Source organism: Arthrobacter sp. HS15c (assembly GCF_040812005.1).
Classification (GTDB): Bacteria; Actinomycetota; Actinomycetes; order Actinomycetales; family Micrococcaceae; genus Arthrobacter.
In genome coordinates this window covers 286,264-303,117 of sequence record NZ_JBFOHM010000002.1, presented here as the reverse complement: position 1 = coordinate 303,117, position 16,854 = coordinate 286,264, and the positions used below count along the sequence as shown (strand labels likewise).

Genomic DNA, 16,854 nt, shown 5'->3' with positions numbered 1-16,854 from the left:
CCATGCCGGCTCAACGCCGCCCAGACGCGTTGTCACGCAGGGCAGCTACACCTAAAACGGCCGGGCAAATTGAACGCACGATCTATGCCCCCACAAAAGCGCACCACCGAACACACCAACCACTGATCGATCCTGGAGGACCGATGAAACATGCTTCAACGATGAGGCGATGGGCCCGTATGCTCGGGCTCGCCGCGGCTGTTGCCCTCGTGGCACCGGCCGGGGGCCTCCCCCTGCCGGGCAACACACCTCCCGCGACGGCGGACACCGGCCAGGACGTGACCGTAACCGAGAGCGTCGACTCCAATGGGTTCGTCCACCCGGGAATCGGCGTGAGCGCGGACAGCCTCCGCAACGCCCGCGCCATGGTCAAAGCCGGCACCGAGCCGTGGAAGAGCTACTTCGACGCCATGGCCGAGACGCCGTTCGCCGCGCGGGACTTCCGCTCCTCAAACGCTGGCAGTGTCCCCGACCAGCCTGGCACGAACGCGTTCAACTCCCAGGGTGTCCAGAGCAAACTCATCCGGGACGCTTTCGGCGCGTACACACAAGCCACGCTGTACGTCATCACCGGCGACCCCGTTTATCGCGAAAATGGCATGCGGCTCATCCGGACCTGGAGCAACATGGACCCGGCCAAGTACGCGTACTACCCCGATGCGCACATCCACTCCGGCGTCCCGCTCTACCGCATGGTCGCCGCGGCAGAGATGTTCCGGTCCACGAATGTCCCTTCCGGCTACACGGCCTATGACCTGACCTGGAAGGATCAAGACACCGCCAAACTCAGTGCCAACCTCATTGTGCCCATGACGGAAACGTTCCTTCACACGAACTGGCGCTACCTGAACCAGCACACGTACCCTCTTGTCGGTTCGATTGCGGGATATATCTTCACAGGCAACCGTGACCGCTACTCCGAGGCGGTCGAGTGGTATACAGTCAACAAATCGACGTCCCGTCCTGAGCAGAACGGCTCGATCGCTGCCCAATTCCCGCTCATCGCTGCAAACGATCCCCGCAACCCTTATGGCTACGACTTCGTCCAGCACCAGGAGATGGGCCGCGACCAGGCCCACGCCTGGGACGGCATCAACACCACCGGGGCACTGGCCCGCTTCCTAACAGTCCAGGGGACGAAGGTGGATCCCACGGCGGGTACTGTCTCCACGGCTGCGGATGCTGTCTCACCCTACAAGTTCCTCGGTAACCGCCTCCTCAAGGCCGCAAACGCGTTTACGGGTTACATGTTTGGGTACGAAACACCGTGGATTGACACCACTGGCGGACCCGGCAGGCTCTCTGAGGCCTACCGGGGGCGCATGTACAACCCGATCGACGAGCTGTACCACGTCTACAAATACGAACTTGGCGTGGACGTCGAAAAAGAAGCCCCTTACGTCGCCGAACTGCACGCCAAGGCAGACGGTCCCAAGTTCTATTGGGGCGTCGGAGCGTACAACTCCTGGGAAAGCAACCCGGACTACAGCCCCGAGTTCTGGCTGTCCCTCCCTTCCGACGTTGCCGGCCAGACACGGCCCGTTGCTGCCGACGCCAAAGTCCAGTTCGAGACCCGGAGTTCGGCTACGGACGGAAAGAAGTTGAACGTCAAGACCGAGGACGGCCGCACGTACGTACAGGTCAATGCAACCGGGAAGGGCCGTACCATCGCGGTGCGAACCCTCATGTACGTCAGCCGCGCGGGTTACAGCCCGGTGGGTGTCCAGTTCCGGACGAATGGCCCGGCAAAGCTCGCCATCGGGAAGGACCCTGCAAACCGGCTCTCTGTACCGCTTCCCGATACGCACGGGCAGTGGCGTTACGTCACCTACGACGTGGACGCTGAGAAGCTGACCCGGATGAGCCTGGGCGGGGAAAACCTGGCCTACTTCACGGTGAGCGGGACAGATGACGTACAGGCCGACTTTGACTTCGTCAATCTCGAGGCCAAAACCCAACTGACTGTGCCTCAGTTCCCGCAGGACTCGGCAACTCCCCTCATCGGGCTCTCGGGAGCTGAGCTGTCCCGCTCGCTGGCGGCAACGGATGCCGGAGGAGAGGTGCTGCAATACTCAGGCGTGGGCCTGCCATCGGGTGCCCAGCTTGACGCCGGGACCGGCGGATTCGTCTGGACTCCGGCGGCTTCCGCTACTGGGAAACACACTTTCCAGGTAACGGCAGACGACGGCACGTCTGTCGCGACGCGTCCGGTAACTGTGGTCATCGCCGCCAACCGGCAGGCCGCTTTCGACGCCGCGCTGGCTGGTTTCGATGCCAATACGGCCTACGAGTCGCCCTCCTCTGCATCGTTCGAAAAGGTCAGGACTGAGGTCCGTGCTGCTATGGAAACGGCCGACGACGCCGGATACCTTGAGCAGCTCGTACGCCTCCAGTCGGCGGTGAGAGAGCTTAGGCTCCTGACACCGACGCTGGCAGACGACAACTCGATCGATTACCGCGGACTTGTCACGACCAACCCGTCCGGTGTCCAGCCGAGAAATCTCGTGGACGGGGACTTCGAGACCACGACGGGAGACCTGCGTTCGCCTTTCACGCTCGACTTCGGTCAGGGCTTCGAGGTTTCCGCGGAGGCGTTCGGTCTCCAGGCGCGGTACAACTTCGCCAACCGCTCCCAGGGAGCCAACGTCTACGGCTCCCGTGACGGACGGACCTGGGCGCTGCTCACCGAGAGGCAAACCACCAACACAACGGCGAACGGCTTCGCGATGGAGACCATTCCCGTGCGCGCCGAAGTGGCAGGCCAGACGTTCCGCTACCTGAAGGTCCAGGTGGACAATCCCGGTGTTGCTACAGACCCGGCGTACCCCGGAATCTCTTCCTTCAGCGAGTTCCGGATCCATGGCCAGCGGCACGAGACATCCATGGCGGTCTCCTCGCTCTCGGTCTCCACGTCCAACGCGGACAAGAGCCTCGCTACGAACGGGGACACGGTCACGCTCCGCGCATTGGCCACTGAGCCGCTGTCGAACCTGAACGTCGTCGTCGAGGGAGTGGCAGCGACGGCCACCTCCGCCGACGGGATCAACTGGACGGCAAGCACGGTCCTGCCCAACGACGTCGAATATGGACGGGACGTCCAGTTCACAGTGGACTACCGGACACTTTCAGGTAAGGTCGGGGCCACCCTCACCAACACGACGGATGGCAGCCGCCTTGCCTTGTGGAATACCGCGATCCAGCGCGTTCCTGTCCGTCAGGAGTGGGTGAATGCGTCCACTCCCGCTTGGCCAGGGACGGGCACAACCCAAGCGAATGGCTGGCGCATGTTCGACGGAAACACTGCTACTTACACCGACACGACAACGGCGAAAGGCTGGGTCACGGTAAAGCCCACCGACGCCTCTCGGATCACGACGGACATCGTCCGGGTCTATCCGCGCGCGAGCCATATCAGCCGTGGTAACGGAGCCATGATCCAAGGTTCCAACGATGGCGGTACGACGTGGACCACATTCCTGACAGTTTCAGGCATGTCCGCGGCGAACTGGTACGCGTTCCCGCTTTCGCAGCGGGCTGACTACGCACAGGTCCGCGTGCTTGACGAGCACGGCGGCAACACAAACCTCGCCGAAGTGGAGTTCCTACACCGGCAGCCGTAGATCGCACCCCAGAAAGCGGGGGCACCGGAAACACACCGGTGTCCTCGCTTTTTGCTGCCACAGTGGTGAAGGTCATGCTGCAGGGTTACGCGTATTGGGTGATGACCAGGCTTTCGACGGTGGCTGTGCCGCCGAGGGCGTAGATGGCGGCGTCGGTGCTCGTCGGTGCGGGAAAAGATCAGTTCCGTCATGGTGACCCGGCCTTCCTCGGCGAAGACTTCAAGGGAGCAGCGGTCCACGAAGATGGTGAGCCGGTAGGAACCCTCGATCGCACTGACGGGGGCGGTGTCGATGGAGGGGAAGGATTCGTGGAAGCTGGTGTTTCCGGATGTTCGACGGTCGACGTGGAGCGTGCCTTGTGCCGGCCGGATGCCGATGCGTGTTCCGTGGGCGCCGTTGGCACGGACGATCAGCCCGAATTCCTCGGCGCTTCCGGGCGTGAGGGTCAGATCGATCCGCTGGACCGCGCCGGCCGCCCCGTCAAGGACACGCATGCAGTCGGACAGTTCTGTCCTGTTAAGGGTGAAGGGTTGGCCTACGCCCAGGAGTGCGTCAGAATCGCAAGTGGCCTTTTGAATCAGGCGGGGTCTTCCGTCGTGGTGTGGAGGGATATTTCGCGGGCCAGGGTCATGGGGCTGAGCCAGGGCGGTGGGGATCTGGTTGGCGTATTCCCAGTTGTTCATTCAGGCGATCATGAGGCGGCGGTTATCGGGGGCATCGCTGAAGGAGACGGCGGCGTAGTAGTCCCAGCCCCAGTCCAGCCACTGGTACTCGCCCAGCCGGGTTGGATCCTGGAGCCCTCGGTCACGGTGTTGGCTGAGGTGAAGGTGGTTCCGTCGAAGTCTCCGACGAAATACTGCCCGGCGGAGCCAGCGTTGGGGCCGCCAGGGTTGAGGTTGACGGTGTGGACCCATCGGAGGTTCTCCGGATCCCCGTCGAGGGGAAGGGGAAAGAGGTCAGGGCATTTCCCACACGCCACCGGTGGCGTTGGCCGAGCCGCAAGTTCTCAGCGGCTCCCCAGTTTCTGACGTCATCGGATTTGTAGAGCACAATTTGGAAGTCTGTGGCATCCACGGCAACCGTGACCCAGTAACAACCTCGGGGTCACGGAACTCGGCTGACCCGCGGTTCAGCACCGGTTTGGCGGTGTGTTTGGTCCAGGTGTAGCCGCCGCCACGACACGTCCCGCGAGCTGGAACTGGGAACTGGACCGGATCTTCACGAACTACCTGCTGCCCCAGCAAAAGCTCGTCTCCAAAGCCCGCCACGGAGAGAAACTAACATGAACGCCCAGTTCAAGAAGATCCACGCGATGTCACTCTCTCGCCAGATCTACGCGCTCACCGCAGAACTCGAGATCATCTCCGGCAGAAGCCGGCACCGCAACCACTGCTACCACATCCAAGAAGCCGGTCATGAACCCAGACCACGCGGAGGTTCTTCAATGAGGCAACGAAGCGTGTTCCCGGAGGTATTACAAGGAGGCAACAGGCGTGCAATTCGAAACTTTCCTTTGCAGGGCTTTAGTCTCCGCTGGTCACAAGCTCCCTCCCCTGCCCCATTGGGACGGAACAGCCTACTGATGTCACATCGCCCCGCCACCCCAAAGACGTGCTGCTCGTGGATCCGTGTGACAATGAGCCTGCGACAGTAGCGGCGCCATTCCGCGCCTTCCGCGCTCATGAAGAGAAGCTTTCCATGAACACATCGCCAGACCCTTCCAACAGCGACCCCCTTCCGATCGGACTGCGCCTGCTGGACGGAGAATACTCCGTCTGCAAATTGCCAGCAGGCAACCAGCCTGGCCAGCCATCCACCGGAATTTTTTCCCTCACAGTCACCGAGCGCGAGACATCATTGGTCTGCGCAACGGGAGCGGAACCCGAAGGCGCAAGAATTGAGGCCGGCTGGCGCGCGCTCTATGTCGATGGGCCGATTCCGTTCGGGCTCACAGGCGTCGTCGCTGGAATCACGTCCGCGGTGGCCTCCGCAGGGCATCCGGTATTTGTGATTTCCACCTTCGACAGTGATCTACTGTTCCTGCAACAGGACACGCTGACGGATGCGCTGAGTGTCCTCAGGGCCAGCGGTTACTGCATAGACGCAGGTGCCACGTTCGGGCACTCAAATCATTAGACCGGCGAATCGGAGCTTGAAACCTGTTCCGGCCAGCCCCACGCCTGACGCGGCATTAAATACTGGGCACACGTGGTGCGGGCAGAACACGCAACCCACCGATTGCTTTCCGAGACGAATCAGTGACCATGCCCCCCGTCAATATGGGCCGTAGATTCCCTCGGGACAATCTCTGCAGCGCCGGTGGGTGGGTCGGGCAGCGGTTGTTCTTCCGCGTAGTGCAGGGCAAGACCTGCCGCGTAAAGGCCAAGCTGCTCGTTATCCACTGCAACGCTGGAAATCGAGGGCAAGTAACGGGCAGCCAGAGGCGAGTCGTCGTGGCCAACAACTGAAAGGTCTTCTGGAACCCTCAGGCCGTGCCGTACGGCTGCGGAAATGACATCTGCGGCCGTTTCGTCGTTGTAAGCGGCCACTGCGGTCACACCTTCCGCCCGCCACTGGGCAATAGCGAGCGGACCTGACGGGCCTTGAAAATCGACCTGCTTCGCGACGGCAGGGGCGACCCCAGCTTCGGTGCAGACCTGGTTCAAAAGTTGAAGCCGAGCCTCAACAAGCTCCTCAAGCCTGGGGTCAGCGGGCTTGGCGAAACCTAAGCGGGTATGTCCCAGCGCAAGGAGATATTCGCCCTGAAGCCTAGGTCCCAGCACAAAGTCTGGCGAGGCCTCGACCACCTCCTGATCCGGAGGGGGAATGATGTTGCGTATACCAAGAGACTTCATGTCTGCAACATCCTGCACCGAGAAAGGTTTGTAGCCTATGACCACCGCAGGATCCAGGATTGCCCAAAGGGGCGGCGCCGTACTCTGAGGCAGCGGAGTATATGTGATGAGGGCATATCCATGGGCGGCCAGGGCATGTGTTAGAACCTCAAGATTGGTGCGAAGGCTGTGCTCTACGGGCCAATCGGGGAGAACCAAGAGTACTACTTTGTTCCGCCCGCTTCGTAGTGTCCTCGCTGCCTGATGCGGTTTATAGTTCAGACGCTGTGACGCCGCCAAGACCCGCTGCCGAGTCGCCTCGGAAATCGTTTGTCCTTTCGTACGGTTCAGGACGAAGCCAACGGTCGCCGGAGAAACGCCTGCTTCCCGCGCTACATCGGCCGCCGTCACTCGGCGTCGGGCCAACTTTTCCACGCACTCTCCTTGAACCATTACAGACGGCCCTTGCCGTTCCCATCTTCGCTTGCTAACATCCTACCCAGCCACTAGAACGTACTAGTGACAGTTTATCTTCAAATGAGGCTTCGCGGACGCTGGTCCCCCACGCCCTTCCAAGTGCATCGCCGCACGACTACAGAAGGCTTCACAATGAGCATCACTCAATCCTTTCGCAAGGCGCCACAGCAGCACGCGGCCACTATCTCCGTGCGCACAGGCGAACCGGGTCCCCAGGTCAGCCCAACGCTGTACGGACTTTTCCTCGAGGACATAAATTTCGCTTGCGACGGCGGCCTTAACGCCAACATGGTAAACAACCACAGCTTCGACGGCGTATACCTCGACCGGAGACTCTACTCCGACCGTATTGCCCTGTTCACCAAACGACGCCCGCGGCGCAAAATCGACCGCACCCGACACTGGGTGATTTCAGACGGACGCCTGGCGAGCTCCCGGGATGATGCTCCCGCGCAGGGACAGCACTTCGGGCGCGTCACGTCTTTTGGTACTGCGAAACTGGAGAACCCAGGCTATCCCGGCGAGCGTCCCGGAATGGCCCTGAAACGAGGGCAGGAAATTCTCTTTCGCTCGTCTTTTCGCAACCGGGAGTTCCGGGGCGAGATTGAGGTCCAGCTTCTGGACAGCGCCCGCAGCGTCGCCGCATCGAAGCGGTTCAGCCTGCAAGGGAACGGATGGACGGAGATCCGACTCGGGCTTGTACCTCTCGCGACGGGCCTCGGGTCACTTCGCATTGTCTTCGACGGTGAAGGCGTCGTGGACATCGACGAAGTGAGCCTCGTACCCGCTGACCATTGGGGGGCCGGCGATGTCCGGTGGAGCCAGGGCTTACTTCGACGGGACCTCGTGGAGTCCCTTGCAGCACTCCGCCCCACATTTCTTCGTTTCCCCGGCGGTTGCATCGTTGAAGGCGCCGGCGACGGAAATCAATACAACTGGAAGAAGACGGTGGGACCCTTGCGTGAGCGCCGGACGGACTACAACCTGTGGGGTGCCCACCGCGAAGATGGTGACTACACGCAATCCAACCAGGTCGGCTTCTACGAGTACTTCCTGCTGTGTGAAGACCTCGGGATGGAGCCAATTCCCGTCGTGTGGGCTGGCATGGCATGCCAATTCCGCTCCAATGAATGCGCATCGCTCGATGACGCTGAATTCGAACAGGCAGTCGCGGACGCCGTAGACCTCATTGACTGGGCGACGGCGGACCCCGCAACGAGTAAGTGGGCCGCACTCCGTGCGGAGGCCGGCCACCCCGAGCCGTTCGTTCTTAATTACGTCGGTATCGGAAACGAGAACTTCGGACCGGCATACATTGAACGGTTCACACGGATCAAAGAGGCCATGGAGGCACGGCGCGGCGGCATCACATATGTGCTTTCCGCCGGCTACCGAGCAGAGGGCAAAGACTTTGAGCGCGCTTGGTCCCATGCCAACGATGACCCGGGACACACCCTTGTGGATGAACACTTCTACCGCAAACCAGAATGGTTCCTCAAAGCTGCCACTCGGTACGACGACTATCCACGAACAGGCGCCCGAGTCTTCGCGGGAGAATACGCCGCCCACGTTTCCGCCGGCCTCATTCCGGTAACCAAACCAGTGAACACGTGGCGCAGTGCCCTGGCGGAGGCCGCCTTCCTGACTGGCGTGGAGCGCAACTCGGATATCGTCTCAATGACCTGTCCGGCGCCTCTTCTCAAAATGGTCGAACACGAACAATGGGCGCACAACCTCATCGACTTTAACCCGACCTCCGTCCTGCCCACGGCAAACTACCTTGTCCACCAGTTGTTCAGCACACGCATCGGAGACCGGATCGTAGCCGTGAGAGGCGGACTGCCCGACGGCGTTTTCGCGTCATCAACCGCAACAGAGGAGATGCTGCACCTCAAACTGGTGAACACCAACCCTGCCCCGATCGACATCCGGGTTGAGGTTGGGGAGGGGCCCAAGACCGCCCTTCTTCGCAGCCTGAGTGGATCCCCAGACGAGGCGAACAGCCTGGCGTTCGATGGAGAACCGGTGCTTTCAATCCAGGACGCCGAGTGGCACCTGGCCGTTGAGGACGGGGCGATCTCGCTTCGACTGGAAGGTCACTCTGTGGTTGCAGCATCCATTCCGCAAGGACCCTAGGCCCTTCAAGTACTAGCTTGAATCGTTACAAAAAATGCTTGCCACCAGAGTGCGGGCTTGCTAGCATTTTAGAAGTGGAACTAGAACGTACTAGTGATCTCCCCCACCTACTAGATACCGACAATGGAGTCCCAATGATTTCTCCCGAAACACCACCTGTGTCCCACCCAGCCAGTTCCCCGGTTACCGGAGTGCTCGGCAGCACGGATGAAGAGGTTATTCATGAATACCCCGTAGAGGATGCTTACCTGCCCAAGGTGTCGGCAAAGTACATCTGGCTGGTAGTCCTGGCCCAGTTGGGCGTCTTTATCGCCTTCATCACCCCCATCGCCATCTCCCTGGCGGTCAAGGTCAGTCAGATCACCCCGGGCCAGGAACAGAACCTTGGTTACATCCTGGGTGCCGGCGCACTGGTTGTCATGCTCACCGGCCCCTTACTGGGCACCTTGAGTGACAGGACCCGTACCCGGCTGGGTCGACGCAGTCCCTTTATCATCGGCGGAACCCTGCTCGGGGTACTCTCCCTGACTGTGATGGCCTCAGCGGACAACATCGCTGTGCTGACGGTGGGATGGATCCTTGCCCAGTTAGGCTGGGGACAGGCGTTATCGGGCCTGAATGCCTCGCAGGCGGACCGTCTGCCCGAGTCTCAGCGCGGCAAGGTCTCGGGCCTGGTTGGATTCGCCACCCAAATCGGCCCGGTCATCGGCGTCGTCTCCGCAGGGTCGCTGATGACAAATAACCTGCTGCTTTTCCTCGTCCCGGGCATCGCGGGTGTGCTTTTCTGTGCACTGTTCGTCCTCTTTGCACGCGAACGATCCAGCAAGGACCTCGTCTTCGAGGACAAGCTCAGCATCCGGCTCATCGCCTCGAAGTACCTCTACAATCCCAAGCAGTACCCGGACTTCAGCTGGAACTGGCTCGCCCGCTTCCTGTTCTACTTCGGCCTGACTCTGAACACCACCTTCACCGCGTTCTTCATGGCCTCCCGGCTCGGCGTCTCGCTCCAGGAAATCGCCGGTGTCATCGCGTCCCTCGGCGGCATCGGCATCCTCGCAACCACCTTCGGTGCAATCGGTGGCGGATTCCTCTCGGACAAAATCCGCCGCAGAAAGCCCATCGTTCTTGCAGCTGCGATCATCTTCGCAGCCGGCATCGTGGTCATGGCCTTCGCCCACGATCTGCCCATCATCATGGCCGGCTCCATCCTGACTTCCATCGGAATCGGCGGCTTCTCCGCCGTCGACCAGGCCCTCCTCCTGGACGTATTGCCCGAGAAAAAGACCAACGCCGGACGCTTCCTGGGCATTACCGGGTTCGCCACCTCAATCCCCCAAGCCGCAGGACCCTTGGTAGCCCCACTGTTCCTTACCATCGGCGCCACCGCGGCCGAGAAGAACTACACCCTGCTCTACCTGGTTGCGGCGGCCATCACCCTGCTCGGCGGCCTGGTTGTCCTCCGCATCAAGTCCGTCCGCTAGCTAGACATCACTGAAAGACTCCCATGACCCCCTCCCTTCCCTGGACCGGCAGGTTCATTGCGCCGGCGACCACCGTTGACACAACTGCAAAGCCACAGCCGGCGCCGCTCTACCGACGCGAATTCACCGCCGACCACGTCGTCCGCGCAACGCTCCACGTCACGGCACTCGGAGTCGTCGAGGCCTACCTCAACGGACACCGCGTGGGTGATGAAGTCCTCGCCCCCGGTTGGACCACCTACCGGCACCGCCTGAACTACAGCACGTATGACGTCACCGATCTGCTGAGGGACGGTGCCAACACCCTCGGTGCAATGGTCGGCGAAGGATGGGCGCGGGGCAGGCTCGGCTGGGAAGGGGCCGGGCCAACCAAGAACATCTTCGCCGACCGGCCCGGACTGTTCATGCAGCTCGAGCTGGACTATGGCGACCACATCGAGATCATCTCCACCGATGAGGAGTTCCTCACCGCACCCGGACCGGTCCTTTTTGACAGCATCTATGACGGCGAACATTACGACGCCCGACAGGACAAGGACGGCTGGGCCACACCTGGTTTCGATGCCTCCGAGTGGGCCGCTGTAGAAGTCATCGACTGGAACCTTGACACACTTGAGGCACCGACAAAGGAACCGGTCCGGCGCATCGAGGAGCTCGCCGTCCAACGGCTCATCACCACCCCGTCAGGGAAGACAATTGCCGACTTCGGGCAGAACCTCGTCGGCTGGGTACGCCTTGACGTCCACGGCGAGGCCGGCACAACGGTCACCATCCGGCACGCCGAGGTTCTTGAGGATGGGGAGCTGGGGACCCGCCCGCTGCGCACAGCCGAAGCAACGGACATCTATACCCTCCGCGGCGGCGATCCCGAAACCTGGGAACCACGGTTCACCTTCCATGGGTTCCGCTACGCCGAAATCGAGGGCTACCCCGGGGAACTGACGGCTGAGAAGCTCACCGCCGTGGTCATCCACACAGACATGGCCCGTACCGGCTGGTTCGAATCCTCCAATCCCCTGCTGAACCAGCTCCATAGCAATACCGTCTGGTCCATGAAGGGCAACTTCGTCAGCCTCCCCACCGATTGTCCACAACGGGACGAGCGCCTTGGCTGGACCGGGGACATCAACGTCTTCGGCCCAACAGCGGCATACTTGTACGACGTCCGGGGCGTCTTGGGTTCCTGGCTGCGCGACCTTGCTCTGGAGCAACAGCACAAGGGCTATGTGCCCATGGTCATCCCCGACTTCCAGACACATGCGGCCCCCATGACCACCGCGGTCTGGTCCGACGCCGCGGTCCTGGTCCCCTGGACCCTCTATCAGGCCTACGGTGAACAGCAGATTCTCGCTGGCGCCTACCCCTCGATGGTGAACTTCACCGACCAGGTTGAAGGGCTCCTGAACCCGAACGGACTATGGGACTCCGGCTTTCAGTTTGGCGACTGGCTTGACCCGGACGCTCCGCCGGAAAACCCCTCCGGGGGAAAAACCGAACCCCGCCTGGTTGCAGCCGCGTACTTCTGCCGCGTCACCGAAGTCATGGCAAAAGCGGCCGCCATTCTTGGCAAACACGAGGACCACACCCGGTTCTCGCAGCTGGCCAGGAAAGTCAAACAGGCGTTCCTGGACGAATACGTCGCCCCGTCAGGAAGGCTCGTGAACGGCACCGCCACCGCCTATGCCCTGGCCATCACCTTCGACATCCTCACAGAGACCCAAAAGGAACGGGCCGGAGAAATGCTGGCAGCACTGGTCGCCAAGGCCAAGTACACCATCTCCACCGGATTCGTCGGCACTCCCGTAGTTTGCGATGCGCTGACCCGCACCGGACATCTGGACGATGCCTACAGGCTCCTGCTTAACACCGAGTGCCCCTCTTTTCTATATCCCGTAACAATGGACGCCACGACCATTTGGGAGCGCTGGGACTCCATGCGCCCCGACGGCACCATAAACCCCGGTGGTATGACCTCCTTCAACCACTACGCGTTGGGCGCAGTAGCGGACTGGATGCACCGCACAGTCGCAGGCCTCGCGCCCGCAGAGCCCGGATACAGGAGAATCCGCTTCGCCCCGGAGCCCGGCGGGAACCTTACCAGTGCCTCTGCCCGCCATCTGACTCCCCATGGCTTGGCAGCCATCTCGTGGCAGATAGACGACGGCACGGTCACTGTGAGCGTTACCGTCCCCGAAGGAACCACCGCTGAGGTCATCCTTCCGCTGCATGCGGAAGACCTGACGGTAGAAGTCGGACCCGGGACCCACGACTGGAGCTACCAGCTCCCCCAAGGGCACAATGACCGCCCTGACTACAGCCTGGACACAACCTTCGGCGTTCTGGCCCAGGACCGGGACATGTGGGAACGCTTTGCCGAAACTTTCGCGGCCTACTTCCCCGGCGTCCCCTTGGACGCTGACAACGCTGACGCGAAAAACATCAGCATTAGGGACATGCTCGGCATGATTCCGATGAGCCCCGCAGGTTTCTCCGAAGCTATCGAAGCTATTTTGACATCGAAGGACGAGGTATCCGCTTGAACCCCCTGGCCGCGAACACAGACCCGAACGACGCGGAAGGCATGTTAGAGAATCTCAGCCTTGAGGAAAAGGCCGCACTCCTGTCCGGCAGGGATTTTTGGTCCACTCCTTCCGTTCCCGGTGTCCCCTCGATGGTGCTGACCGACGGGCCGCACGGAGTCCGCCGCCAGGACGGCGACTCTGACAATCTGGGACTCAACGGCAGCTTGCCGGCCACGTGCTTCCCGCCAGGAACCGCATTGGGGTCAAGCTGGGACCCGGAGCTTGCCGAAGAAGTCGGCAAAGCGCTGGGCCAGGAGGCCCGTTCCCTGGGCGTTAATGTCCTCCTCGGTCCTGCGGTCAACATCAAGCGGTCCCCTTTGTGCGGGCGGAACTTCGAGTACCTTTCCGAGGACCCATTGGTCAGCGGCGTCTTGGGTGCGGCGTGGGTACGCGGCGTCCAGAGGCAGGGCGTCGGTACATCGGTCAAGCACTACGCCGCCAACAACCAGGAAACCGACCGCATGCGCGTCAGCTCCGACGTGGACGAGCGAACCCTCCGGGAGATCTACTTCCCGGCGTTCGAACGTGTGGTCCGTGAAAGCGACCCCGCCACCGTGATGTGCTCCTACAACCGGATCAACGGCACATTCGCGTCGGAAAACAAGTGGCTTCTCACCGACGTCCTGCGCAACGAATGGGGCTTTCGCGGTGCTGTCGTCTCGGACTGGGGTGCCGTAACCAACCGGATTGCGGCATTGGAGGCGGGCCTTGACCTGGAAATGCCAGGCACCGGTGGTGCCACAGTCGCGGAAGTCATCGCCGCCGTCGAGGACGGCACACTGGACAGTGCCTTTGTTGACGCCAGCGCCGCGAGGATCGCTGCCCTACAGCAGCGGACCCGTCTGGACGAAGAAGGGCAATCGGGGTTCGACGCCGATGAACATCATGCGATCGCCCGTCGGGCAGCCGCAGCCTCGATCGTCTTGCTGCGCAACGAAAACAACACCCTCCCACTGGATTCGGGAATGACCGTGGCTGTCTTGGGCGAATTCGCGGAGAAACCGAGGTATCAGGGCGGAGGAAGCTCCCACGTCAACGCCACCCGAGTGGACATTCCCCTCGAGGAACTTCGCGCAGCCCTGGGCGCAGACCGCGTGCATTATGCCCCGGGTTATGGTGAAGCCAGCGCCGAATCCACCACGGCCCTCCTGCGGGAAGACGCCGTGGACCTGGCCCGCCAGGCCGACGTCAGCGTCGTCTTCGTCGGACTGGAGGAAAAGGAGGAATCCGAAGGTTTTGACCGCACGCACCTGGACCTGCCGGCGGACCACGTGGCACTCATCCAAGCCGTCGCCGCCGTCAGCCCCCGCACCGTCGTCGTGCTCTCCAACGGCGGAGTGGTCACGCTCGAACCGTGGCATGACGACGTCGAGGCCATCCTTGAGGGCTGGGCCCTGGGCCAGGCGGGAGGCGGGGCACTCGCGGACGTCCTCACCGGCCGCACCAACCCCTCAGGCCGGCTCGCGGAATCCATCCCCTACCGGCTCAACGACACAGCCTCATTCATCAACTTCCCCGGCGAGGCAGGACACGTCCGCTACGGCGAAGGCGTCCTGGTCGGCTACCGCTACCACGAAACTGCGGACGTTCCTGCCCGCTATGCGTTCGGCCACGGCCTCAGCTACACCACCTTCTCCTACTCAGACCTCACCGCGGCCGCCGTCGGTACCGACCAGGCGACCGTGCAGGTCACCGTGACCAATTCAGGGAACACCGCCGGAGCCGACGTCGTCCAAATCTATGTCGCAGCACCCGTTGGCCCGGTGCGAACACCGGTGCGGGAACTCAGGGCATTCCAGAAGGTCGCCCTCGAACCAGGTGAGTCGCGGACGCTGAGCTTCGAAATGGACCGCCGCGCGTTCGCTTACTACGACATCAATGACAACCGCTGGGCCGTCACCCCCGGCGAATACTCCGTCGAACTCGGCCGTTCCTCGCACGATATTGCCGCCCGAAACGGCATCCACCTCGCTGGGGATTCGGGGCGTCCTTCCCCGCTCACCCTGGCCTCCACTGTCGAGGAATGGTTCACCCATCCTGTAGTCGGCCCCCTCATCATCGAGGGCATGTCGGCTTCCATGACGGCGGAACAGCGCGAGGCAGCTGAGGCGATGCAGGACGGGCTCAAGATGGCGTACTCCATGCCGATGAACCAGTTTGCGAAGTTCCCCGGCGTCAACATCCCGCAAGAATCCCTCGAGCAACTCATCGAAGCCAGCAAAGAACCAGCGTTCCAGTAAGGCAGACTCGCATGAAGAAGCAGATTTTTCTCACAGGCGCCACGGGAAACTGGGGACAGTACATCCTTCGCGAGTTCGCGCGTCGTGCCGACCGGTTCGACGTCCTCGCCCTGGTCCTGCCGACGCCCAAAGACACGGCAATCATCCGCCGGTTCGAGGACATGGAGAACCTCAAAGTCGTCTACGGCGACGTCACGGACTACCCCACCGTGCTCTCCTGCGTCACGGGGGCCGACTACGTCCTCCACACAGGGGCCGTCGTCTCACCCTTCGCCGACGACCACCCCGAACTGACGCACAAGGTCAATGTCGGCGGAGCCAGGAACATCATCCGGGCAGTCAAGGAACAGCCAGATCCCGACGGCGTCCGTCTCGTCACCATAGGGACAGTCGCCCAAAGCGGTGACCGCAACCCGCCTCACCACTGGGGACGCGTGGGAGATCCCCTGCAGGTATCGCACTACGACGAATACGGCCAAAGCAAGGTCATTGCCGAACGCGAACTGATCGAGTCCGGCCTCACGAACTTCGTCTCACTGCGCCAGACCGGGATATTCCACCCAGGGATCCTGGAAATCCGGGATCCGATCATGACCCATTCCCCCTTCGCGGGCGTGATGGAATGGGTTTCCGTTGAAGACGCTTCCCGCCTGCTGGCCAATATCTGCGAAGACGGCGTCCCCGAAGGATTCTGGGGCGGCATCTACAACATCGGCGGCGGGGAATCATGGCGCCTGACCAACTGGGAAGTCCAAACCCGGATGGGACAAGCCATGGGGGTCAAAGATGTCCGAAAATGGTACGATCGGAACTGGTTCGCCACCGGCAACTTCCATGGCCTCTGGTACACCGATTCCGACGTGCTGCAAACACTGGTCCCCTTTCGGGAAGACACTTTCGAAGCAGCGTTGGCCAGGGCCATCGCCGCAGCCCCCGCCGGTGTCCGGCTCGCAGGCAAGATCCCCGCGCCCCTGATCAAACACCTCGTCATGAAGCCCCTGACCAGGAAGCCGCGCGGCACGATGTCCTGGATCGAAACCAACGACACCGCCAAGATCAACGCCTACTTCGGTTCGCGTGCCCAGTGGGAGAGCATCGGCGACTGGGCCACCTTCTGGCCGCCCCGGCCGGACAGGGAACCACAGTTCCTGGACCACGGCTACGACGAAACAAAGGACCACTCCGAGTGGACACTGGCCGACATGGAAGACGCAGCAGAGTTCCGCGGCGGCAAACTGGTTTCTGCCTCCATGACGGCAGGAGACACCTCAACTCCGTTGGCTTGGGAATGCGGGGCAGGGCATAACTTCCACGGCAGCCCCAGGCTCATCCTCACGGCCGGCCACTGGTGCCCCGAATGCGTCAGGAACCCCACCGATTACCCCAACCAGGCATCAACCAACCGCTTCCTGGCCCAGCTTGTACCCGCAACTCCCCTGGCCCCGGTAGCGGAACCGATCACCCCGTAACGCAGGAAAGAAGGC

Annotated in this window: 10 protein-coding genes; 7 read left to right on the top strand and 3 right to left on the bottom strand. The window is 61.9% G+C overall.

The features are described from left to right. The first annotated feature begins 161 nt into the window (after positions 1-161). A complete protein-coding gene (locus tag ABV518_RS04400) occupies positions 162-3,620 on the top strand; it encodes a putative Ig domain-containing protein (protein ID WP_367765590.1) in 3,459 nt (1,152 codons plus the stop codon). Here ABV518_RS04400 and ABV518_RS04395 read toward each other — a convergent pair. Continuing rightward, positions 3,539-4,114 carry a GH32 C-terminal domain-containing protein gene (locus ABV518_RS04395; protein ID WP_367765589.1) on the bottom strand — a complete coding sequence of 192 codons (576 nt, stop codon included), beginning with the start codon at positions 4,112-4,114 and terminating at the stop codon, positions 3,539-3,541. The two genes, ABV518_RS04400 and ABV518_RS04395, sit on opposite strands and share 82 nt — an antisense overlap. 197 nt (positions 4,115-4,311) lie before the next feature. Then, on the bottom strand, positions 4,312-4,599 hold the full coding sequence (locus ABV518_RS04390) for a hypothetical protein (protein WP_367765588.1): 288 nt from the start codon (positions 4,597-4,599) through the stop codon (positions 4,312-4,314). Between the two features lie 719 nt (positions 4,600-5,318). Between ABV518_RS04390 and ABV518_RS04385 the strand changes: the two genes are divergently transcribed. Beyond that, a complete protein-coding gene (locus ABV518_RS04385; RefSeq protein WP_367765587.1) occupies positions 5,319-5,756 on the top strand; it encodes an ACT domain-containing protein in 438 nt (145 codons plus the stop codon). A gap of 119 nt (positions 5,757-5,875) precedes the next feature. Here the strand turns inward: ABV518_RS04385 and ABV518_RS04380 are convergent, their stop codons facing one another. Beyond that, complete coding sequence (locus tag ABV518_RS04380; RefSeq protein WP_367765586.1) at positions 5,876-6,889, bottom strand: LacI family DNA-binding transcriptional regulator; 1,014 nt, start codon at positions 6,887-6,889, stop codon at positions 5,876-5,878. A gap of 174 nt (positions 6,890-7,063) precedes the next feature. Here ABV518_RS04380 and ABV518_RS04375 point away from each other — a divergent pair, with 174 nt between their 5' ends. The 5 genes from ABV518_RS04375 (at position 7,064) to ABV518_RS04355 (ending at position 16,839) form a co-directional block, all read left to right on the top strand. Next, positions 7,064-9,067, top strand: a complete 2,004-nt coding sequence (locus ABV518_RS04375; protein WP_367765585.1) for an alpha-L-arabinofuranosidase C-terminal domain-containing protein — start codon at positions 7,064-7,066, stop codon at positions 9,065-9,067. Positions 9,068-9,201: 134 nt separating this feature from the next. Further along, positions 9,202-10,548: an MFS transporter gene (locus tag ABV518_RS04370; RefSeq protein ID WP_367765584.1), complete on the top strand. Its 1,347-nt coding sequence runs from the start codon at positions 9,202-9,204 to the stop codon at positions 10,546-10,548. A 23-nt stretch (positions 10,549-10,571) separates the two neighbouring features. After that, positions 10,572-13,088 (top strand): glycoside hydrolase family 78 protein, encoded by a 2,517-nt coding sequence (locus ABV518_RS04365; protein ID WP_367765583.1) that lies wholly within the window; start codon positions 10,572-10,574, stop codon positions 13,086-13,088. Next, positions 13,085-15,370 (top strand): glycoside hydrolase family 3 C-terminal domain-containing protein, encoded by a 2,286-nt coding sequence (locus ABV518_RS04360; protein ID WP_367765582.1) that lies wholly within the window; start codon positions 13,085-13,087, stop codon positions 15,368-15,370. The genes ABV518_RS04365 and ABV518_RS04360 overlap by 4 nt, the downstream gene beginning before the upstream one ends. A gap of 11 nt (positions 15,371-15,381) precedes the next feature. After that, the gene (locus ABV518_RS04355; protein ID WP_367765580.1) at positions 15,382-16,839 is read left to right on the top strand and encodes an NAD-dependent epimerase/dehydratase family protein; all 1,458 of its coding nucleotides are present in this window, start codon (positions 15,382-15,384) and stop codon (positions 16,837-16,839) included. Positions 16,840-16,854: the final 15 nt, after the last annotated feature.

What these genes read in the sequence shown, in the direction of transcription:
- ABV518_RS04355 (WP_367765580.1), top strand. Translation starts at nt 15,382, where the DNA reads ATGAAGAAGCAGATTTTTCTCACAGGCGCCACGGGAAACTGGGGACAG.
- ABV518_RS04370 (WP_367765584.1), top strand. Translation starts at nt 9,202, where the DNA reads ATGATTTCTCCCGAAACACCACCTGTGTCCCACCCAGCCAGTTCCCCG.
- ABV518_RS04385 (WP_367765587.1), top strand. Translation starts at nt 5,319, where the DNA reads ATGAACACATCGCCAGACCCTTCCAACAGCGACCCCCTTCCGATCGGA.
- ABV518_RS04375 (WP_367765585.1), top strand. Translation starts at nt 7,064, where the DNA reads ATGAGCATCACTCAATCCTTTCGCAAGGCGCCACAGCAGCACGCGGCC.
- ABV518_RS04365 (WP_367765583.1), top strand. Translation starts at nt 10,572, where the DNA reads ATGACCCCCTCCCTTCCCTGGACCGGCAGGTTCATTGCGCCGGCGACC.
- ABV518_RS04395 (WP_367765589.1), bottom strand. Translation starts at nt 4,114, where the DNA reads ATGCGTGTCCTTGACGGGGCGGCCGGCGCGGTCCAGCGGATCGATCTG.
- ABV518_RS04400 (WP_367765590.1), top strand. Translation starts at nt 162, where the DNA reads ATGAGGCGATGGGCCCGTATGCTCGGGCTCGCCGCGGCTGTTGCCCTC.